Source organism: Glycomyces sp. MUSA5-2 (assembly GCF_037034145.1).
GTDB lineage: Bacteria > Actinomycetota > Actinomycetes > Mycobacteriales > Micromonosporaceae > Glycomyces > Glycomyces artemisiae.
On record NZ_JBAGKG010000006.1, the window covers coordinates 242,436 to 263,547 of the forward strand.

The window sequence follows — 21,112 nt, forward strand, 5'->3', positions numbered from 1 at the left end:
TGAACAGCAACAATGCGCCTACGCTCCGAAGGGGCCGCTCTGCGTCCTCGCGCACGCTCGGCTTCGGCGCGAGGGACCACCTGGCGGTCCCGGAACATATCGATATGGCGGCCTGGGCCTGCAGCAACCGATCCGCCCCGCGCAGAAGGAGCCTGACACCATGCAACCCACTGAGTTCGAAGCGCTGCTCGCGGCAGCCGACCAGGAGGGCATCGCCCAGGTCGTCGTCGGCGCGGTCATCACCGACAGCGACGGCCGCGTGCTTCTTCTACAGCGGCTGGGCGGCGATTTCATGGGCGGCCTGTGGGAGCTGCCCAGCGGCACACGCGAGCCCGGCGAAGCCCTCCAAGCCGCGCTCGCGCGGGAAGTCGCTGAAGAAACCGGCCTTGCGCTCGCCTCGATCGATGCCTACCTCGGGGCATTCGACTACACCAGCGGTAGCGGCAAATCCACCCGCCAATTCACCTTCGCCATCACCACCGCGCAGACCGCACCGGTTCGCCTGACCGAGCACGATGAGTACCAGTGGCGGTCCCCGGGCGAGGACCCGCCCGTCAGCGACGCCGTCAAGGCCCTCCTGGGCTCGATTGCAGGCGACTCGCCGCTCGACTAGGGAACGCAACCCACCGTAGGCTCGGCCCTGACCGGCCGCTCCTCGCCGCCGCAACGCCGGGCGCACCCCGCCGACCATTGCCGCTTCACCACCTGCCTTGACTGCACACACTGCACAGGAACGAACGGAGCCGCCGTGACCGACCCCAGCGCCATCGAGTCCATCGCCGCTGCCAGCGAGCGCGTCACCGCGACCGGACGCGGTGCCGCCCAACTGGTCACAGTCGCCAACGGCGCCGACATGCGCGACCTCGTCGAAGAGCTCCGATTCCTGAACAGCCAGCGGGCACAGGCCGGCGCTCTCATCGTGGAGGCACCTGCGCCCGGCGGCGGCGCGCGTGCCGCACTGCCGTGGGAAGGCGCCCGAACCCTGACCCGCACCCTCGGCAAGCTCGCCGGTGCCTCCTCAGACCGGGAAGGAATCGGAGAAGGGCCGCTGGCGTGGTTTGCCTCGCGCGAGCCGGCAGTCCAGGCGATCTGGGACGACGCCCGGCCCCTCCTGGACGCCGCCGCCGTCACCGGCGCGATCGCGACCGACAGCATTCGGCCCTGGCAGCGCGCCGTGACCGCAGCGGTCACCAGCGCCATCATCGACCTGATCGACCAGGCCGCCGCCCGCGGCGGCGCCGCCGTCACGATCCTCGTCCTGGGCCTGGAGGAGTGGGACGACGCCTCCCAGACCGTCATCACCGACCTGGCCACCGCAGTGGCCGAGCGCGGCTTCCATCTCATCGCCACCGCCCTGGGCCCCTGGATCCCCACCACCCGCACCGCAGGGTTCGAGCGCACGGACCTGGGAGGCCGGCAGGCCGAGGCAGTGGCGATGGCGGCGAGCATGGCGATCCTGCACCTGCCGGCAGACCTCCAGCACCTCATCGGCGCCGCCGCGGTCGCGGGCACCGCCTGGGACAACCGCAGCCTCGCCCGCTTCGGCATCGACCCCGGCAGCGTCGTCACCCTCCTTGCCAGCGCCCCCGGCGCGATGACCAGCGAGGTGCTGCGCCCGGCGACCGACCTCGACGGCCTGCTGGTGTGCTCGTTCATTAGCCCCGAAGCCCGGGCCGGGGCCCTGGCCGCCATCGACCCCGCCCAGCGCCAGGCCTGGTTCAACGAGGAAGCCGCACGCCACCTCGACCTGACTGCCCGGGTCCTGTCCGCTGAGGAAGAGCTCCGCTACGTCGCCCTCGCCGAATGGGCCGGGCCCGACCACCGCAACGGCGCCCTCCCGCTCCTACTCGGCCACGCCCGCGCCGCCTGGTCGGCCCTCGCGCCGGGCGACGCCCAGCGCTTCGCCGAGAGCGCACTGTCCATGATCGACGACCACCCCGAACCCGGGCCACAGACCGTCGAATGGCGATCGGAAGCCGCGCGATGGTGGCTGCTCGCCATCGACCGCCCCGAGGAGGTCGACGTCGAGCACCTCGACGAAGCGTTCACCGCAGCAGAAGCCGCACCGGGACCCGACGCCCGTGTCCTGCTCGCACGCGCCCGGCTTAGCCCGCCCGTCCTCGGCCTCGACGTCCAGCTCGCCCACCTCGACGCTGCCTGGGAGGCCGCACAGCAACCCGGCACCGACCCGGTCGTGTATCAAGCCTCTCTCGTCTTCTACGCGCGGCAGTATGCGAAACGCGACCTTCCCGCCGCCCGTGGCCTCCTCGCTGACGCGGCCCGCCGCGAACCCCCGGCCGACGGCGGGTCCTCACTGCGGGTGTGGCGAGCGCTCACCGGCTTGTACGAAGGAGTCCTCGCCTTCGACGCCGGCGAGCTCGACACGGCCGAGAACCTCATCGCCCTCCACCGCAGCCACCGCAACCGAGCCACCCGGGCCTTGGCGGCGGTCGCCGCGAACTTCGCCGCACAGATCGCCGCGACCCTGGGCGACGCCGTCAAAGCCGAAGCGATCCTCGCCGACGCAAGCGCCGCCGACCAGGAGCTCGGCCTGGAAGGGCCCTGGCAGGACTACAACCGGGCCCTGCGCGCCGACCTCGCCTCCCGCATCGAACCCGACCACCCCGACGCCAGGGCCTGGGCCGAAGACGCCTGGACGGCCATCCGCGCCGACGGCCACCCGAACTTGCTGCCGCTGATCGGCCTCCACCGAGCCGAGACCCTGGCGCATACCGCAGACGAGGACCCGGCCACACTCGACGCGGCACTGCAAGCCGCCGCCGAGATGGACGCCTGGGGACACGACCACGACCAGCCGCGCATCCGCATCACCGCCCTCGCCCTGGCAGCCGACCTCCACACCAGACAAGGACGGCGCGCCGCCGCCGACCTCGCCGCCGAGACCGCGCTCGCTCTTTTGGAGACCGCTGGTCCGGCCCCGGCGCTCAATCTGGTTGAAGTCTTGTATCGGTGTGCGCTGGCCAGGCCGACGCGGGCCGAACGTGACCAAGTCATGGCCCGTGCGCGCCTCGCGGCCGCCGACCGGGAAGCGGGCATCGAATCCCCCTACCGCCTCGCGACCTACCGGACACACCCGCTTATCCGGGCAGTACGAGCGTCCGACAACGGACCCCAACCGACGTAGCACCACCCACCACGAAGCCCGTCTGCGCTGATGTCTCACGTGATGCCATGGCCCGCACAACCATTGCGACGACCTGACCTGCGGTCAGAAGGCGCACCTGCCTGTCGAGTCCGCCGGCCATCCGGTCGCGACGAGGCCGTCCGCCTCGGTGTCGTCGGTGTACACGGGGGTGTCCGCGTCGGCGGCGCCGAACGTCCGGTAGGGCCCCAGCCGCACCTCCCCGGACTCGCCCTCGTAGAAGTAGGACACGATCAGCTCCCACTCGTAGTTCGCCTCGCAGCCCAGGACCGACACGGTGATCTGCGCGGGCTCCAGGTCCGTGACGGTGAACGCCGGCCCGATCGCGGCCTCCGGCGGCGCAGTGCCCTCGGGTAGCGGGGAGCCCACGACTCCCTGGTCCTCAAGGGTCTCCCCGTCGAGATCGAGCACGAACAGCCGCGAGTAGGTCTCGCCGCACCCGCCGTGGGGCTCGTAGACCCACGCGGGCGAGGCGAGGTCGTCGCTCAGAACTTGGTAGTCGATCGCCGAGATCTGCACGGGGTGTTCATCAACGCCGACGAGATCGACAGTCAGCGAGCCGGTGACCCACGCGCCCGAGCCCGGCTCCTTGGCGAGCTGCTCGCGGTCCGGCCATGCGGCGAACGTCTCAGGTCCGCCTTCCTCAGCAGACACCGCGACATTCGTGGCCCCGTCGCATCCGCGGTTGAGCGGCCACGACGCGTCGTACAGGAGCGGACCGTCCTGTGCGGGCGGGTCAGCGAAGCGCGCGTCTGCCTTGTCCCAGAGGTCGAACGCCTGGTTCGCCGCGGCCAGCGCGCCGACGACGACGGCCGCGACGGACATCGCGAGGACTTTGCTCTTGGTGAGCCAAGCGCGGAGTCTGGATTCGGGGGGTTGCGGAGAGACCATCGCAGACGCTCCTGAAAGGTGAAGGTCCTCGTCGTCGACGCCCTGATCATATCGAGATCCGTTGCACCCCGCGGTCCTCTGCTCTTCGCCCGATGACCTAACTCGGCGCTACTACTATGTCAGCGGCAGTCCTAACCTCCCCAGTGATGGCCCGTTTAGTTCCCTGCTGGCGGCCATCTGACCCCCTTCATCCGCGGCCGTTTGGGCGTCCCCGATCACGGCCGCGGGAATTCCCCACTTGGGGCCAGTCGGCCGCGGCGATGATGTGCGGCTGTGAAGTGCAACTGGGAGATCATGGAAATCTTGGAGGCATACGACCTGGTCGGGTCGTATCGGAAGGCCGCTGAGCTGGCCGGCTGTGACCATCACACGGTCCGCCGCTATGTCGAGCTCCGCGACCAGGGCGTCGACCCGACGAAACGCAAGCCGCGGGCAAGGCTGATCGACGACTACATGCCGAAGATCGAAGAGCTCGTCGAACGCTCGCAGGCCCGGATCGGGGCCGACATGGCGCATAAGAAGATCGTCGCGATGGGCTACGACGGTTCAGAGCGGACCACCCGCAAGGCCGTCGCCGCGGCGAAGACCTCGTATAAGTCCGGACACCGACGCGTCTTCCGGCCCTGGATCCCCGAGCCCGGTCTCTGGCTCCAGTTCGACTGGGGCGAAGGCCCTCGCGTCGACGGGCGACGGACGCAGTTGTGGTGTGCTTGGCTGGCGTGGTCCCGGTTCCGGGTGGTGATCCCGGTCTGGGACAAGACGATCCCGACGATCGCCGCCTGCCTGGACCAGACCTTCCGCATCCTCGGCGGCGTCCCAACGAACGTGCTGACCGACAACGAGAAGACCGTCACCGTCGACCACGTCGCGCGCATCCCGGTCCGCAACAGCGACATCGCCCAGATCGGCCGGCACTACTCGACCGCGATCCGGACCTGCGTCCCGGCCGACCCGCAGTCCAAGGGCGGCGCAGAGTCGACCGTCCGCCTCGCCAAGCGCGACCTCGTCCCGACCGAGGTCAACCTCCGGGGCCAGTACGGGGCGTTCGCCGCGCTCCAAGAGGCCGCCGAGGAGTTCTGCCTAGAAGTGAATTCCCGCGTTCACCGCGAGACGCGTATGGTCCCGGCCGAGGCGCTGCTGGAGGAGCGGACCCGACTGCATCCGGTCCCGCTCGAGCCGTTCGCCGCGGCGTTCGGCGAGACCCGCAGGGTCTCCCGCGACTCGACGATCTCGGTCGGCAGTGTCCGCTACTCGGTCCCGCATCAGCTGGTCGACCGGACCGTCTGGGCCCGGTTCCATGGCGACGACATGGTGGTCACGGCCATGGTCGACGGCGCGGCAACCGAGGTCGCCCGCCACCTGCGCTCGACACCGGGCCGCCCGCAGATCCTCGACGAGCACTACCCCGAATCGAGCCGGGGCGAGCGGAAGGCAAGACCGACCAGCCGCGAGGAGGCCGACTTCCTCGCACTCGGTCCAGAGGCCGAAACCTGGCTGATCGCGGCGGCTTCGGCTGGGACGAGCCGGTTGCGTTCGAAGATGCGGGCCGCGACCCAGGCCGCTGCGCTCTACGGAGCCGAGGCCGTCCGCGCCGCCCTGGAGGCCGCGGCGAAAGCGGAGCGGTTCGAGGAGGACGCGCTCGTCCAGATCCTCGAGTATCAGCGCTACCAGTCCAAGACCGGCGTCACCCGCGCGACCGAGGCGCACTCGCTCCAGCCCGGGACCAGCGGCTGGGCCTCGTTCGGGACGCCCGCCGGCCGATAGACGACCGGGGGCCGACCGCGCAGCGGCCGACCCCGGCGAGCAGAAGAATCGCTAGAAAGGTAACCCGTTGACCGACGTCAAGTCCACCCCGGCCCCGCCGAGGATGTCGGCGCCCGCTTCCGCGGTCGCCGCCGTCACCGGCCAGGCCCTCAACGATGCCCTCGAGCACGCCAGGCGGCTGAAGATGCCCTACCTGCGCCGCGCGATGGAAGAGGTCATCCCCACCGCCAAGGCCCAACGCTGGGACCCCGCCGAGGTCGTCCGCGCCCTCCTGGCCGAAGAGGTCAAGGGCCGCGACGCCTCCAACCTCCGCACCCGGCGCAAACGCGCGTCGTTCCCGACCGGCAAGACCTTCCATGTCTGGGACGAGAACGCCTCCTCGATCCCGATCCCGACCCAGTCGAACCTGCGGACCTTCGAATGGGTCCGCCGCCGCGAGAACCTTTGCATCTGCGGGCCTTCGGGAACGGGCAAGTCGCACTTCTGCGAAGCGCTCGGCCAGGAGGCGGTTGACGCCGGCCTCAACGTCGCCTGGTTCACCATCGAGGACCTCGGCGCCCTGGTCCGCAAGCACCGCGTCGACGACACCGTCGCCAAGGCCTTCGACCGGATCACCCGCGCCGACCTGATCATCGTCGACGACATCGGGCTCCTGCCGGTCTCCGAAGACGCCGCCGAAGGCTTCTACCGCCTGGTCGACACCGCCTATGAGAGAAGAAGTTTGGCCGTGAGCTCAAACCTTCATCCGAGTGGCTTCGACGAGATCATGCCCAAGACCCTCGCCACCGCCACGGTTGACAGGCTCCTCCACCACGCCCATGTCGCCGTCACCTCCGGCGACAGCCACCGCCTCTCCGAAGCCCTCTCCGGCAAAGGCGTCGTCTCACTCAGCTAGGCAACAGCTCCGCTGAGCGAGAAACCGGGGAGAAACACCGGCCGCCAGCGGGGAGCTTCAAGAACCGTCTATGGGGATAGCCACAAGGCCATTGACACTACTACTCCTCGTTACAGGGCAGGACTTTGCGAGGCACTGACAAGCTTGGCCTGCCGGGGCATCCAGCGCCGAAGCGTGGGTTTTTGCCATGCATAGCGAGACCGGGTGAAGGAGTATAGAAGGCCTCGTGTTCGGCCGGCCGTCTACCACTGCGGTGCTGATCGAGCTCCTCGATGCCATTGACATTGCCGAGCGCGGGACTGCATGGTTCTCGACGACCGCTCGGCCCTTCGTTCCCGGCGTGTTCGGGAGTGGGCCGCCGTCGGCGTCGACCGAATCGAGCTGCACCTCCTGCTGCCCTACCCCCGCTCCTCAACCTCAGCAAACTCGTCGACACCGCTCTCAAGCGGCGCCTGCCCAGCCAGGTGATTACCGGAATCCATCAGACGGGGGCCGCGATCCGCTGGTTCTTCCATCGCGCCGGGCCACGCCGCGCCCGTTTGCGGGCCAATACCATTGCGCCTCATGGCAGCCACGCCGACAGAACTATGATCCCGGCTCAAGAGTATGAGCGCGTCCTTGAACGTCTCCTTGGCGCGGCGTTCACCGTCAAGCTCGGCCTCGTGCTGGATCTTCAACCTGCTGATGTGCTCCTCAAGCTCCTGGATGCGAAGGCGGGCCCGGTACAACGCCCCCTCCGGGTTGCCGATCCGCTGCAACGGCACCGCTGGCCGCGAGTGATCGTGAAGCGGAAGCTCGTCGTTCAGCTCGGCGAGACGCTTGGCCACCCAGGCCCGAACAGTCTTGTAGTTGTAGCCGGTTTCTCGGGTGACAGCCGACTTGGTTTCGTCGCCGAAAACCACGCGGTCGGCGATCGCCCGCTGCTCGTCGGTCAACGGTCTCGGATTCGCGATCGCTCCTTCTCCTTCCCTCCAATGGCAGGCATGTGTGCCGTACCTACCCACGATGGTGGGCTACCAAGCCGCGAAAACGGATGATGCCTGGTTTCGGCGTGTCATTCGAGGCCCGGAAGGGGATCGCCGGGAAGTCGGCCCAGGGGAGGTTCTGCCGGTCGCGGGCTTCGCCGCCGGGTTCCTTGCTGCGATCGAGGTCGTTAGAGTCGGGTCATGCCGATCCCCATGGTCGACCTCCACTGCTGCCCTTCATTGCCGGGAGCGTGGCGATCGTGACCGATTTCAGCGAAGAGCAGCTCCTTGCGGCGCTGGACGCTTTGGGCATTCCGGTCCCGTCCAACCTGCCCGAGGATGGACGCCTGCGCCACAACGCCCTCCTGCTCGAACTCGACACCCAAGTGCATACCGCCGTGGTCATGCGCTGGCAGCGGCTCTACGACGCGGACCTGCCCGACGAGGTGATGGCGCCGCTCAAAGACGCACCCGGTGATTCCCTGGAGCCGACGCAGCATGCGGCCGTGGCGAACCTCGGCATCCTCATCGACCAGCTCGACGCCCTCGCCAGGAGCGGTGTAGGCGGCAGTGTCTTCATCGAGACGGGCGATTCGGGCTATGTGGACGCGTTTTCCCAGGCGGCTCTGGATTGCGCGCTGCTGGCTGAGTCCCTCATCGTCGAGCTCGGGCCGGAGTGGCCTGACAAAGACCTTGATCGCATCGGTGTGATCGAGACGCTCCAGGCCCGGTTGAACGAATCCCTTGGGGCAGTCACTGCCGCATACCAACGCGAGCCCAATCGGCGCCGCCGTCGCGCCGAGGCCGACCCGGCGCGACGGCCCATGCTGTCGTTTGCCTGGACGCAGCAGCCGTTCCTTCTCTTTCCCGACGCCCTCGAGGCGCCTCCCGCGCAGATCCGGCAACTCCTTGCCGACGAGACCGAACGCGTTGTCGCGTGGGCGCGCGCGGATCCGGTTGTGTTCGACGGCATCGTCACGGTCGTCAAGGTCCGCGGCCAGTTCCTGGCGATTATCGACACGGGTGAGGACTGGAAATGCTCGCCGGCGTTCAGCGAGCGCAGCCGCGGCGTCGCCGCCGGCCTCTCGGCGGTCGAGAGCCTCACGTATGAGAAGTGGGATCGAGTCACGGCGATGTGGATCGATGCCGGGGGCGAGCAGAACCTGCTGACGCGGCTGCACTCCGCTGCGGTCAAACCCGGTGCCTACCAGTCGCCGCCCCCGGAAGATCAGCCTGACTGACCGCATGCGAGACCGCTGGACTGTATACCCGGACAGGGCAGCAGGTCGTCTGCGGGTTCGACGACGACGTGCACCTGTCTCGGACCGCACCCAGGGATACCGAGCGGCGCTCAGGGCCGGGTCGCGGTCACCCGGCGGAGCGGAGGTCACTGCTTCGACGCCGGAGAGGGCCCGACGCACGGTGTCAGTGTGCTCCTGAGTAGGACACCGCCGTCGCGCCAGGCATCTCCTCAACCCTCACGTCGGCACCAGCCAGAGGCGGACTGGCGGGGGCCATGGTCGCGGACGGGATTCCCTGGTGGGGTGCGGCCATCGGTCAGTGAGCTTCGTGGCCGGTTGGCATCCGGCGTTCCCTGAACCGGCTCTGTCCCTGGGGCTGGCGTTGGGCTGCAACGGACACGGGGTGCGACCTGTCGGCGCAGGCGTGGATACGATGAGGCTCGAAGCCACACCGAGCTGGGGGTGTCGTTGGACCGTGAGTACAAGGCTGCCCGGCGTCGGTGGTGGATCTGGGCTGGCGCCGCCGCTGCGGCGTTCGCCGTGACCGGCCCTGCGGCCCTCGACGGATCGTGGCGTCCGGCCGCGGCGGTCGCCTCGGTGTTCGCCGGTATCGCACTAGTGGTGTGGCGGACCGGTCGCGGCAGGAGCGTCCCGTCGCCGGTGCAGCGCCGCGCAGCCCCCGCACGGTTGTGGCAGCGCCGTCGGATGCAGCGGGCGGCGATGGCGATGCTGCTGCGCCCCGACCTGTCGATCGAGGCGCGCTACGAGCTGGTGTGGGTCATCTGGGGGCACGGCGGGCCGGACCGGATCGCCGATCTGCGTGCGCTGCTGGAGATCGAGCAGCTCCCCGCCGAGCTCCGGCTTGAGATCGCCGCGATCCTCGCCGACTACAGCACCGCACCCACCGCCGAGGCCCTGCGTCGCATCGCCACCGACCCTGCCGCCCCGACCCCGACGCGCTTGGAGGCAGCCGACCGTCTCGGCGCGGCCGGCGATCCGGCCACCGCGCGGGAGGTCCTCGCCGGACTCGTCACCGACCCCGGCGCCCCTGACGCGGCCCGGCTGGAGGCCGCGCTCATCCACACCGACCGCGAGATCGAAGACCGGCCCGCAGGCGGCAATGACCGGCCGGGCGCCATGCTCGTCTTCCTGGCCAGAGGCGACGCGGCGACCTCGCTGACCTTGCGCTTGGACGCGGCCATGCACCTGGCCGGCGTCGACCCCGACCAGTACGGGCGCACCTTGTGGACGCTCGCCAACGACGGCGTGCTCGCCGCCGACTACCGGCTCCAGGTCGCGGCTTGGCTCGCGGCCGAGCGGCCCGAGCGGGCCGCCGCCACCTACCTCGCCCTCGCCCACGACCCCGCCCTGGCATGGGCCGCGCGCGTCGAGGCCGCCGCCCGGCTGCGCCGATGGGACGAAGCCGGCGGCACAAGCGCGCTGGAGTCGTTCCTGGCCGACCCCACCCTCGACGACCGAGCCCGGTTCGACGCTGTCAGAAATCTGACAACCCCGGCCCAACCCCGCCGTGCCAATCCCTCCGACTGATACCGCCGATGAGCCGAGATCCGTTGGGACGCAAGCAGAGCACCACCGCGTCGGCATGGGGACCGCATGTTCGGACACAGCAGTGGTGGCGTCACACGCGCCCCAGGAATCGAGGGTGTCGCACTCGTTGTCCGCCAGGCCAAGTTCACCCCTGTGGGTAGAGTGAACTGGCGTCCTCGAGGCCGTGACCTCGCTTGGGCGGCAGCCGGACTCGTCTGAGTCCTGGCGCGCGATCGGCTTCCCCAGATCGACTCAACTCCAGTACTCCAGGTTTGGAGGATCCTTGTCCAACCCCAATGGACGTCCGATATGGCCCTCGCTCGCACTGACCGCGGCCGCAGCCGCGCTGCTGAGCCCGTCCTTGGCCGTGCTGCCGGGACTGGACCTCGACGACGTACCCCTGCTCGCCGCCGCCAGCGCGGCCGCTGCCGCGGGGGTGCACCTGGCCTTCGTGCGGCTGCGGGGCGCGGCCGTGGCCGGGCGCCTGCGCGCGGCGGGCCGAGTCCTTACCCGGCGGCGGCGCGCCGGTGCCGGCGTGGCCGACCGGTTCGCGTACTACCTCGGGACCCCCGGCCGCCGCGGCGCCTCGGCGACCAGCCAGCGCCTTTATGAGATCTACCAGCTCCGCGGCGGGGTCGATATCGACCTGCTGTGGCTGCACCACGTCATCGACCTGCCCGAGCGGGGATGGGCTGCCCGTCGCCCCGAACTGCGCGCCCGCGTCGCCGACACCGAGCGGGGGCCGTGGACCCGGTTCATGATCGCCCGCACTGCGGCCCAGCGCGACCGCGACCTCGGCCTGGCCCTGCTCGAGCTTCTCATCGCCGACCTCGCACTGGACGGGGACCTGCGGCTGTCGGTTGCCGACGAGATCTACCGGTGGGACCCGGTGCGTGGCCTGGCTGTCTACGAGCGGCTCACCGACGAGGCGACCTTGGCCCCGGAGACCCAGGTCGATGCCTGCGTCCACATCGGCCGTACCGACCCCGCCCGCGCGGTCGCCCTGCTGCTCCAGCGGGTCGCCGACCCGGACCTGTCGCTGGGCCTTCGCTACCACGCCGCCGAAGAAACCGCCTTGTTCTCCCAGTTCGGCCACGTCCGCGCGCTCCGGATCCTCGCCCACGCCTGCGACCTCGAGCTGAAGGACCGCGTGCCGGCTGCCGGCCGGCTCCGGCAGCTCGGCGAACCCGGTGCCGAGGAGCTCCTGCGCCACGGCGCCGGCAACCTCGACGTCCCGCCCGCCGTCCGCGAGCTGTGCATGGCCTACCTCGCCCGCAGCACCGGCCCCGCCTGACATCCCCGCCGCCAGCGACAGGTACCGGACACCTGCGGACCGAAATGGCGCTGGCGCAACCGGGCGGCCCCTCTCCGAGCGCCGGGGCGGCGGAACTGCCGTTCAGGCCGGGCCGGGCCGGTCCCATGCGATCGTCACCGGTCGGGCCGGCAGGCCCTCGGTCAGGACACGGCGCATGAAGGCCGGGAGTGCGCGGGGAAGAATCGTTAGCGGCGCCGATTCGAGCTCGGGCAGCGACATCCACGCGAACCCCGCCGTTTCCAGGCCCTCGCGCTCCTCAAGACCCTCGAGCTGCACGGTCGGGTTCGTGCACCGCCACCAGAAGAACCACTCGTCGGCGGTGAAGCCCCCGCCGGCCAGCAACTCTTGGACACTGTGGCAGCGTGCGACCGGTCCGATGAGCGCATCGGGCGCCGCAAGCATGCCGGTCTCCTCGTGCAGCTCGCGCACAGCCGCCTCCCGGGCGGTCTCGCCCGGCTCGATCGCCCCGCCGACGGTGAAGAAGTAGGCAGCGCCCGCTCCCGCGACCAGCGCCGGACCGTGGAAGAGCAGCAGCCGGTCCGCTTCGTCGACGACCAGGACGCGCGCGGCGCGCCGAGCGAACCGGGGACCAGTCTCGTGAGGTGGGTGCGCGGGCTCTGTCATCGACGCCGGTCCGATCCGGGCAGAGTTGGTCCGGCAGCCGGATCCGAATGCATTAAAGCTCCACGGGCCGGGCTTCGGTGGCACTTTCCCATTGTGCCTGATCGCGGGAGCCTGCGCCGACCCTGCCAGAGGCGGTGTCGTCGCTGTCGCGTTCCACCGCGGCTCCTGGGAACAGGACGGCCATGCGCTCAGGGCCATTCGTTCCGACTTGTGGCAAGGTGTGCGGTGAGTGCGGCGACGAGGCGGGGCGCAGCGAGGTCTGATTTCGACGGGTGGTTTGGGACTCACTCGGGTGGAAAGTTTGGGTCGCAGTGCGTGCGGGAAAGCATCGACGGTCTTTGATCGACGGAAAGTCCGGTCGCGGTTTTCGGGCGGAAAGTTCGGGTCGCACTTGCCCGGACCGGGCCGCCGCGAGGGAAGGTTTGGGCGGAAAGTTTGGGTCGCGTTTCGCTCGCGCCGGGCGGGTGTCGGGGTGTCTAGGATCGGGTGTGGTCGGGTCCCTCGCGCCTGTCGGTCCCAATAACCGGAGGTGGCGCGAGGGGCCCGTTCCGCTCTGTCAGGCGGCTTCGCGTTCGGCGAGGGTGGTCATGAGCCGGTAGGAGTCGTGGCCGGTCTCGATGACGTGACCTTTGAAGGTGAGCCGGTCGACGATCGCGCCGCAGAGCCGCTCGTCGGTGAAGGTCTTGTTCCACTCGCCGAACGGGGCGTTGGAGGCGACCGCGATCGATCGGCGTTCCTCCCGCTCGGTGAAGACCTGGAACAGGAGCTTCGCGCCGGTCTTGTCGAGGTTGAGATACCCGAACTCGTCCAGGCAAAGAAGGTCGTAGCGCCCGTATTTGTGGATGGTGCGGGTCAGCTGCTTGTCGTGCTGGGCCTCGATCAGCTCATTGACCAGGCCCGCGGTGGTGGTGTAGCGGACCTTCAGGCCCGCTTCGGCGATCGCGGTGCCGATGCCAATGAGCAGGTGGGACTTCCCGGTCCCGGAACCGCCGATGAGGCAGAGCGGCTGGCCTGAGAGGACCCAGGACGGGTCGGTCAGCGCGTTGACCTCCTCGGGTTGGACATTGTGGTTCGCTCCGTAGTCGAAGTCCTCGATCCGTTTGGGCCGGTGGAAGTTCGCGCCCCGAACCAGGCGCTCTTTGCGGCGCTCTTCGCGGTGCTCGCATTCGCTGGTGAGCAGCTCCAGCAGGAAGCCGCGGTAGTTCGCCTTCTGCCGCAGTGCGTTCTCGACGATTTCGGCGTAGTTGTCGCGGACGGTGGGCAGGCGCAGGGCGACGCAGGCGTCGATGATGGCCGCGTCGACCGCGTCCAGGCCGCCGTCAGCGGCCGCGCGAGGACTTGGCACTCGGGTGGTGCCGGTGATCTGGCTCAAGCCGAATGGCCCTTCTTCTTGTTGGACAGCAACTGGTCGTAGACGGACATCTGCGGGGTCGGGTGGCCCTTCGACGAGAGCAGGCGCCTCGCGTGCAGCGAGATCACCTCAGCGACCGGGCCCTCCTCGTCGCCCTCGTCGCTCTCGTCCTCTTCGGCGGGCTCGGGCAGGGCGACGGGCTGCGGCGCGGCCTGCTCGCCGACGCTGCCGGCCTCGACGGCCTTGCGTGCCTCGATCGCGACGAGCTCGGGCGTGGTCGATCCAGCCCTCAGTGTCGCGGCCAGGCCCGCTTCGACCGCGTCGGCGCTCAGCTGCCGGTGCAGCAGCAGGACCTCGATCAGGGCGCGGGTGCCCTCGGCGTCGCCGCGGGCGGTCTTGGCCGCCTCCCAGAACGCGTCGTGGGCCTGTGTGAAGGCCCCGGACGCCCGGGCCTGGGCCAAAGCGGTCGACCCGGCGAACGCGCCGGGCTTCGCTGCGAGGATCTCCAGGTAGTGGTCGAGGTGGTCGGAGAAGTCCCAGCGGCGCGCGAGCCGCTGGTGGCGGGCGATGACCTTGCGGCCGTCGAAGACCAGCAGCTCGTTGGCCCGCAGGCTGACCCGGACCTTCCGGCCGATGAAGCGGGCCGGGACCGAGTAGTAGCACTGCATGACCACGATCCGGCAGTCGCGGCGGACCTTCGGGGTCTTGACCGTGCCCGGCTCGAACTCCTCCTCGGGAACCGGCCGCAGCAGGTACTCCTCCTTGGCGAACCGCTCGCCGATCGACTCAGGGCTGCCGTGAACGTGCCGGACGTCCTCGGCGGCGTCGATCCGGGCGAGCTGCCGGTTCAGCTCGTCGAGCGTGTCGACGACCGGTGGCGGGACCAGGTGGTTGCGCCGGAACCGGCCGCCCTCGTGCTCGACACCGCCCTTCTCGTGCGCGCCGCCGGAGCCCGGCTGGCAGTAGAACGCGTCGAAGCCCATGTGCGAGCGGAATGCCAGCCAACGCTGCGTCTCCTTCCGGGAGCGGCCCAGCAGCACCTTCGTCACCGCCGGCGAGAGGTTGTCGTAGCGGACGTGCCGGGTTGGGATCCCGCCGAGCACCCCGAACGCCTCGATATGGCCCTCGATGAACGCCTCCTGCCCGCAGGAGGCGAACACGCGATGGATGCTCTTGCCGGAGTATGAGAGCCGAAACGTGAACTGGTAGCAGACGACCTTCTTGCCCGCGAGCTCGACCGTGACGTCATGGAAGTCCACTTCAGCCTCTTCACCGGGCAGGTGCAGTTGCGGGACCATCCCCTCGACGACACCCTGGCCGGCGCGGACCTCCGCGGTGATCTGCGGGCGGCGCATGGCGACGTAGTCACGGACCGCCGAGTACGAGGCGTCCCGGAAGTCGAACTCGTGCGCCAGGCGCTGACAGATCCGCTCGATCGTGTGCCGCTGCTTCTTCGGCGCGGTCACGTCCGAACGCAGCATCTCGTCGATGAACGACGTGACCGGGGCAACCGCCCTCGGCCTGCCGGTCACCGGCTTGCGCGGCGGCGGCAGCGCCGACGACAGCGCCTGAACCACCGTCTTGCGCGATACCCCGTGGCGCTTCATCAGCTCTCGCTGCGACACCGAGGGATCGACGCGGCGGTCACGACGAATCCGCTCGAACAATTCAACGCGTGACAAAAACCTGGCCTCCCAATACGACCAGGCATCAACTTAATCCGCTCACCAGCCCCAACACTGCAACCAAGTCCTCAATACCGTCCGGCGTGTCGCCGCCACCGACTTGGACACACCAGTCATAGACGTCGGCTCAACCCCGAACTCATTGCGGCGCAATAGGAGCAATATCGACCAAGCCGATCGCCCGCGTCTGGCGCGATGGACATCATGCATCGACACCGTCGATGCCGAGCATGTCGAGAACATCCCCGTCGAGACCATCGATGCGAACCTCATGCTTGCGAGTGGCGTCCCAATCCTCGCGAGAGACCCGCCAGCGGCGCAGTTGGCGGCGCTGACCCTGCACGACCTGGAATTCCTCGCCGTCGGGGCAGTAGCCGAGGCTGCGCGAGACGCCCTCGGAGGCGTCGTTGCCGACGAACGAACTGCTTGTGGCGTAGTCGGCTCCGAGCCCGGCGAAGGCGAGGTGGAGGACCGCGGCGCGCATCTCCTTGCCGAGCCCCTTTCCCTGGTGGACGCGCCCGATCCAGGAGCCCGTCGCAACCTCGCGGGTGATCGCGTACTGGAGGCCCTTGATGTCCTGGACGCCGATTGGCTGGCCTTCGTAGAAGACGGTGAATGGGAGGGTCCAGCTCTTGGCGTCCCAGCGTCCGATGACACGGTGATGCCAGAAGACGACGTTGCGGGCGACGACTTCGGGGCTGCCTTCGGTCCACGGCACGCCAAAGGGCATGAAGGTGGGGTCATGGACACCCGCCGCGGCAGCGTTGGCCAGGTCGGCGAGCTCGTCGAAGGTCGCGGGCAGGCGCAGCTCCAGCCGGTCCGTGCGCAGGCGAAGCCGATAGATCGGCAGGAGGTCAGCAAGCATCCATCGATACTGGGGCAAGGGGCCACCGACGACAACCCGTTTCTCGGGAGTCGGATCGAGCCGGCCCATCCGCGCCTCAGTTTCCGCCGATCCATCACCATCGATGTCCTCGGTCACCGGGCTGCGACCCGAACTTTCCGACATCGAAACCCGTCACTACATAGAGATCAGCCGATGTCAATACCCGTGCGACTCAAACTTTCCGCCGCAGCGCGACCCAAACCAACTGCCGTAATCAGCGAGGTCATCGATCGGGCGCCAGGCCACGTCGTGCACTTCGTCCTCCTGCGGGCGAAGCGGCAGACGCGGAGCGCTGAACCAGTACCGGAAGTCGAGATGCTTGTGGGTGCCTTCGCCTTTGGCCGGGTTCGCCGGAACTGCAGTCACCTCCACATCGATGGGATGCGGCGCTGCCAGCGTCATGCTGCCCGGGTCGAGGCCGGCCTCCTCGACCGCCTCCCGCAGTGCCGCACCGGAGAGCGTGTCATCGACCATTTCGAGGTGGCCGCCCGGAGGCCACCACACACGGTGCAGTCGATGGTGGACGAGGAGGATCTCCTGGTCGGGACTGGTGATGACGGCGGTGGCGACGGCGTGCCCATCTATGGCCTTTCGATCGGTCCAGGGGCCGTTGGCGCCGAGCCGGTGCTTCATCGTGGCAAGCCGAGGTCGTTCGGCGGGTTGGGATTGGAGATACCGGTCAAGTTGCTGACGAAGATGGGGTAGCGGAATCGGCACTCGCTCATCCTCACACGCGCAAGCCAGAACTCCTACCGAGTTTTTCGCTGCCCCTGATCGTCACAGGCCTGGATCAGCGCGTGCGGGAACCTCTTATAACCCGCAGCCGACAGCGCGGAGCAGGAAGCCGAGCTCGTCTGCAAGGCGAGCACGACTCCTGCGATACTCACGGCATGGCGCTGAGTGACACGTTCGAGGTCGTTCGGGCATCGTTGGACGGCTTGGCAGATCAGGAGACGGACTGCATCCCGCATATGGCGGCAGTGTCGCTGTGGCGATTGCATGCGACCGGTCGAGACGTTCCGCAGCCAGTGACTTGCGAGGTGCTGCGACGGTGTCTTACTCACCTGGGCCTGCAGGTCGAAGTCGTGCCGGTAGTCGTCCGTATCTGGCGGCGGGACGCTGATCTGCCGATGGCCGAGTACGGTTCGGGCGCGACCGGTGGGGCAGCGGATGACGGCTACTTCCTGCTCGTCCTTCCCGGCCTCGATCGAGCGGTTGACGCTCACCTGCCCGAACTCCCGTCGATCGCCGGCAGCGAACTGGAAGACTGGTTCCTGCAATCGCCGTTCGGGCCCCTGCAGTGGGACTCCCCGTTCGGCGTCAACCGCTTCGACCGCATCGTTGAGTATCACCCGGTACCTGGGCGCCAACGGGACCAGTGGAAGGCGATGCGTCCTCGAGAGGTCGACCTCGAGCGGCTCGCGGTGTCGCTCCTTGCGGAAGTAATCGATGTACTGCGGTGGCGCGACGTTTGGCAGCGCCTTGAGCGAGAACGGTGGCCTCGTCTAACTGCCATGATGCGCGCGGTGGCCGACGCGCGATTGGTGCAGACGGGGGATGACGGGCCCGCTTTCGTATACCCGGGCGGACGCACTGCCGGAATATCAGCCATTTTGGAGTCGTCGGGGGAGTGGCCCATCGCAAGCTGACGGCCTTATTGGTTTGATCGGGGGCTGAAGCTAGACGGTCACCGGACCGAGGGTGGCATCCAGGCTTCACGGAATACCCGGAGCCGGGCATGCTGCCACAGCATCCTCCACCCTGTGCCGCCCTCCACGTCCTCGGCATGCTCGTCGATCTCGGTGACGGCGATGCCATTGAGTACCTGTTCCGCAGCGACTACCCGGCCGGCGAGGAGTTCCTGGACTGCGAGCAGCAGCTCGTGTCGACGCTGGTCGGGACGCCTGGCCTGCATCATCACCAGGCCTGTCTGGGGCCAGTCGAGCAGATCAGTGAACATCGCAACGGCAATCGGTTTCGCCGCATCTTCGGTGAGCAGGACTTTGCCAGCGCAGTAGAGCCCGACATTCTGGATGAGCTGGATCGTCGCGTCGACCTGCAGCGGTGCCGCGCCGGGGACGGCGAGCACCTTGCCGAGCTCTACTTGCGCCTCGGCCCATCGATCGTCTCTGACCAGCACCTCAATCAGGATGCGGCGGAGCCCGACGGCGTTGATGGCCGCAAGCTCGCTGTCGGCCAGCAGTACACGGCACTGCCGCTCGGCATCGGTGGCGTTGATGTCGGGAGAACTCAACTGTCGCTCGATGTCGGTGAGGTCCTTCGATATCGCCGCGAGGGGAGCGGCCGGCACCCGCAGGGTCAGGTCGTCGAGGGCGACGACGATCCGCTGCAGCCCCGCCTGCGATGCGAGGATCGGCTGCGACTGGGGCAGACGCAAGGTCACCATGAGGGTCGCGAGCAGGTGCGAGGTGATCTCGGGAGCCTCCAGTGCGAGTTGCTGCAAGGTGATCAGGAGGAACTCGAGCCAGCGCTGGAGCTCCTCGAGCGTGGCAGAGCACCGGTCCGGACGACTGAGCCGCAACTCAGCCAAGCTGGTGAAGACCTGGATCCCCAGGGTGTCCTGGCGGAGCTCATCGTGCGCGAACATGTGGCCGAGGCACATGCGCCAGGTCTCCTCGGCCGCTTCGTACTCGCCGCTGAGCCGCTTCACCAACCCCATATTGACGATTAGCAGCAGGATGGACTCCGAGATTACCCGGTATGCTGCGAGGTTGCGCAGCAAGGCGACGGCGTGCGGGAAGAGCAGGTGCACCCACTGCCACAGGCCGGAGTTCAGCGCTGCGACCATCCACAAGTTGACGTGGATGGACAGGCCTTCAAGGATCGCGACGGGATCAGGAACCGGGTCGTAGTGGTCTCGGAGGATCTCCTGGATGATCGTGTTCACCCGGACGGTCCCGAACAACTCGACCGGATCGCCTTCACGGAACACGGGAAGACTCTCGTCGAAGGTGATCAATGAATATCCGCGCAAGGACCGGAGCGTCTCGTGCAGTTCCAACGCTGGCATCTCGAGGTAGAGCGGGCCCTGCTCGGGGTTTCGTTTCCGAGCCGTCGCAAAGTCGAGCATGAGTGCGGCGCCGAGCAGATGCACCGGGATGCGCTGCGAGGCGAGCATCGCGATAGCCATCAGGAAGGCGATGGGGCGGCCGACGCGGGCATCCTCAGGCTCGGCGAGCCACTGCTCGTAGAACGGGGCGATGCAGAGCTTCACCGCGGCCACCACGGTTCTGGGGTAGCCCGCGGGAATCGAGGAGATGTCGTCCATGGCCCTGCGGCGGACGGTGTCGGCGAAGCCTTCGAAGTTGTCGGTGCTGATGCCGCAGCTGGTGAGATAGCCGCAAAGCAGCTCGATTGCGAGCGGCCAGCGCTCGACGGTGTCGGCGAGCAGCTTGAGTTGGTCGCTGGCCACCGGCGGACCTGAAGGCGCAAGGCGCCGTTGGACGAGCTCGGTCGCCTCCTCTTGGAGCATCGGGCCGATCTCGAAGACCACGCCATGCCGTGCAGGGGTGGCGGCATCGAGCGTCGTGATCAGGACGTCGCCGGCACCGGTCGAGGGGATCCACGGTGCGACGTCGGAGGCGCGGTTCGGGTTGTCGAAGACCATGACCCATCGTCCTGGGTACCGGGAAAGCTCGGCGCGAAGCTGCTCACGCAACTGCTTCGGATCCCCGCCGATGGCGCTCGCGAACTCGGGGCCGCGCAGGTGAACGAGGGCCGTGCGGACCGATGCCGCCAGTGAGGGCTCGGATTCGGCGTCGAGCCAGAAGATCACGTCGTAATCGTCGGCACGGTCGGCGATGTACCCGGCGGCCAGGCTCGACTTGCCGATGCCGGAGTGTCCGACAAGGACTGCCTGCCGCACGGTGCGCTGCTTGCCGGCCGTGAAGGCCGACCGGAGGTCTGCGAGGCATCCCAGCCGCGGCACGTCGGGGACCTGGGGCATGGGCCCGACCACTACCCCCCAGTCGCGGACACCGATGGCATGTGCGACGACCTCGTCAGGCACCAGCAGCGTCTGGCGAGCTTCCTCCCGCGGCCAGGTGGCTTGGCGGCCATCCGCAGCGCGGTAGAGGATTTCGGCAACGAGGTAGCCGGTCAACAGTCCCGCAGACCGTTCCCCCAAGCCGGCTCGGTGCTCGTTTCGGAATCGTCGCAGCCGCTCGCGAAGTTCGGCCCGCACTTCGAACGGATCGCGGTCGTCGAACCGAACCCGCGCCGCGTGGAGGCGTTCGAGCTGGGGATCGGTTAGACGCCTCAGTTCCGTGAGCCGACGGTCGGCGCGAGCAAGCAGCTGCTGCAACTGCGTGCGGAAATCCTCCAGGTCGGTGGGAGCGGTGAGGATCTCGACCAGGCGCCGCGCTCCAGCGTCGGGTACAGCATTGGTCCACAGTTCGTGGGCTCGCGATTCCTGCTGTGTCACGAGCCCGCAGAGGGTCTTGAACAATTCAGGAGCCGTCGCTCTGCCTTCATGTCCTTTGCTCTTGACCTGGACAGCGAGCAAGCTGGAGCCGTCGGCCTCCAGGAGATCGAAGTCAACTGTCTCCTGTGCCGAGGTCGGGTCGCCCTCGACGCGGATGGCGTCCACACGAGGGTCGTCGAGGCACCCCAGCATCGATTCGAGCGTGCGAAGGTACTGGTACTGGAAGCCCCGGGCAGCAATGCGGCCGCCGTCCCGTGGTGGTAGCTCGTCCGGCATCGTCACTCCAGCAAACGGGCAAGGTCATGGATACGGGCGGTCGGAGACCTCCGGCTTCGCGAAC

16 protein-coding genes are annotated in these 21,112 nt (G+C 68.5%); 8 read left to right on the forward strand and 8 right to left on the reverse strand.

What is annotated here, in order from left to right; genetic code table 11:
* Positions 1-160: 160 nt before the first annotated feature.
* Together WA640_RS20095 and WA640_RS20100 are read left to right on the forward strand one after the other, a co-directional pair.
* Complete coding sequence (locus WA640_RS20095; protein WP_335990037.1) at positions 161-613, forward strand: NUDIX hydrolase; 453 nt, start codon at positions 161-163, stop codon at positions 611-613.
* A gap of 135 nt (positions 614-748) precedes the next feature.
* A complete protein-coding gene (locus WA640_RS20100; RefSeq protein ID WP_335990040.1) occupies positions 749-3,145 on the forward strand; it encodes a hypothetical protein in 2,397 nt (798 codons plus the stop codon).
* An 84-nt stretch (positions 3,146-3,229) separates the two neighbouring features.
* On the opposite strand, the gene WA640_RS20105 is transcribed toward WA640_RS20100, so the two are convergent.
* Positions 3,230-4,054: a hypothetical protein gene (locus tag WA640_RS20105; protein WP_335990042.1), complete on the reverse strand. Its 825-nt coding sequence runs from the start codon at positions 4,052-4,054 to the stop codon at positions 3,230-3,232.
* A gap of 273 nt (positions 4,055-4,327) precedes the next feature.
* Here WA640_RS20105 and istA (WA640_RS20110) point away from each other — a divergent pair, with 273 nt between their 5' ends.
* Together istA (WA640_RS20110) and istB (WA640_RS20115) are read left to right on the forward strand one after the other, a co-directional pair.
* Positions 4,328-5,818: an IS21 family transposase gene (gene istA, locus WA640_RS20110; protein WP_335990044.1), complete on the forward strand. Its 1,491-nt coding sequence runs from the start codon at positions 4,328-4,330 to the stop codon at positions 5,816-5,818.
* 103 nt (positions 5,819-5,921) lie between these two features.
* On the forward strand, positions 5,922-6,713 hold the full coding sequence (gene istB / locus WA640_RS20115) for an IS21-like element helper ATPase IstB (protein ID WP_442904793.1): 792 nt from the start codon (positions 5,922-5,924) through the stop codon (positions 6,711-6,713).
* A gap of 398 nt (positions 6,714-7,111) precedes the next feature.
* Here the strand turns inward: istB (WA640_RS20115) and WA640_RS20120 are convergent, their stop codons facing one another.
* Positions 7,112-7,648, reverse strand: coding sequence for a hypothetical protein (locus WA640_RS20120; protein ID WP_335990049.1), 537 nt, complete (start codon positions 7,646-7,648; stop codon positions 7,112-7,114).
* A gap of 281 nt (positions 7,649-7,929) precedes the next feature.
* On the opposite strand from WA640_RS20120, the gene WA640_RS20125 reads away from it, so the two are divergent.
* The 3 genes from WA640_RS20125 to WA640_RS20135 all read left to right on the forward strand — a co-directional run bounded on the left by WA640_RS20125 (position 7,930) and on the right by WA640_RS20135 (position 11,761).
* Positions 7,930-8,919: a hypothetical protein gene (locus tag WA640_RS20125; protein ID WP_335990053.1), complete on the forward strand. Its 990-nt coding sequence runs from the start codon at positions 7,930-7,932 to the stop codon at positions 8,917-8,919.
* Positions 8,920-9,381: 462 nt separating this feature from the next.
* Entirely contained in the window at positions 9,382-10,467 is a 1,086-nt protein-coding gene (locus WA640_RS20130; RefSeq protein ID WP_335990055.1) for a hypothetical protein, read from the forward strand.
* Positions 10,468-10,750: 283 nt separating this feature from the next.
* Positions 10,751-11,761: a hypothetical protein gene (locus WA640_RS20135; RefSeq protein ID WP_335990057.1), complete on the forward strand. Its 1,011-nt coding sequence runs from the start codon at positions 10,751-10,753 to the stop codon at positions 11,759-11,761.
* A 102-nt stretch (positions 11,762-11,863) separates the two neighbouring features.
* Here the strand turns inward: WA640_RS20135 and WA640_RS20140 are convergent, their stop codons facing one another.
* The 5 genes from WA640_RS20140 to WA640_RS20160 all read right to left on the reverse strand — a co-directional run bounded on the left by WA640_RS20140 (position 11,864) and on the right by WA640_RS20160 (position 16,961).
* Positions 11,864-12,406, reverse strand: coding sequence for an NUDIX hydrolase (locus tag WA640_RS20140; RefSeq protein WP_335990060.1), 543 nt, complete (start codon positions 12,404-12,406; stop codon positions 11,864-11,866).
* 556 nt (positions 12,407-12,962) lie between these two features.
* A complete protein-coding gene (gene istB, locus WA640_RS20145; RefSeq protein WP_442904794.1) occupies positions 12,963-13,769 on the reverse strand; it encodes an IS21-like element helper ATPase IstB in 807 nt (268 codons plus the stop codon).
* Between the two features lie 5 nt (positions 13,770-13,774).
* Positions 13,775-15,439, reverse strand: a complete 1,665-nt coding sequence (gene istA / locus WA640_RS20150) for an IS21 family transposase (protein ID WP_442904788.1) — start codon at positions 15,437-15,439, stop codon at positions 13,775-13,777.
* A 205-nt stretch (positions 15,440-15,644) separates the two neighbouring features.
* The gene (locus tag WA640_RS20155) at positions 15,645-16,424 is read right to left on the reverse strand and encodes a GNAT family N-acetyltransferase (protein WP_335990067.1); all 780 of its coding nucleotides are present in this window, start codon (positions 16,422-16,424) and stop codon (positions 15,645-15,647) included.
* 60 nt (positions 16,425-16,484) lie between these two features.
* Entirely contained in the window at positions 16,485-16,961 is a 477-nt protein-coding gene (locus tag WA640_RS20160; protein WP_335990069.1) for an NUDIX hydrolase, read from the reverse strand.
* Between the two features lie 257 nt (positions 16,962-17,218).
* Between WA640_RS20160 and WA640_RS20165 the strand changes: the two genes are divergently transcribed.
* Positions 17,219-17,977, forward strand: coding sequence for a hypothetical protein (locus tag WA640_RS20165; protein WP_335990071.1), 759 nt, complete (start codon positions 17,219-17,221; stop codon positions 17,975-17,977).
* Between the two features lie 38 nt (positions 17,978-18,015).
* On the opposite strand, the gene WA640_RS20170 is transcribed toward WA640_RS20165, so the two are convergent.
* On the reverse strand, positions 18,016-21,048 hold the full coding sequence (locus WA640_RS20170) for a hypothetical protein (RefSeq protein WP_335990072.1): 3,033 nt from the start codon (positions 21,046-21,048) through the stop codon (positions 18,016-18,018).
* Between the last annotated feature and the right edge of the window lie 64 nt (positions 21,049-21,112).

Coding starts and splice junctions, on each gene's coding strand:
- WA640_RS20160 (WP_335990069.1), bottom strand. CDS start 16,961: ATGAAGCACCGGCTCGGCGCCAACGGCCCCTGGACCGATCGAAAGGCC.
- WA640_RS20105 (WP_335990042.1), bottom strand. CDS start 4,054: ATGGTCTCTCCGCAACCCCCCGAATCCAGACTCCGCGCTTGGCTCACC.
- istB (WP_442904793.1), top strand. CDS start 5,922: ATGTCGGCGCCCGCTTCCGCGGTCGCCGCCGTCACCGGCCAGGCCCTC.
- WA640_RS20140 (WP_335990060.1), bottom strand. CDS start 12,406: ATGACAGAGCCCGCGCACCCACCTCACGAGACTGGTCCCCGGTTCGCT.
- WA640_RS20095 (WP_335990037.1), top strand. CDS start 161: ATGCAACCCACTGAGTTCGAAGCGCTGCTCGCGGCAGCCGACCAGGAG.
- WA640_RS20170 (WP_335990072.1), bottom strand. CDS start 21,048: ATGCCGGACGAGCTACCACCACGGGACGGCGGCCGCATTGCTGCCCGG.
- WA640_RS20165 (WP_335990071.1), top strand. CDS start 17,219: ATGGCGCTGAGTGACACGTTCGAGGTCGTTCGGGCATCGTTGGACGGC.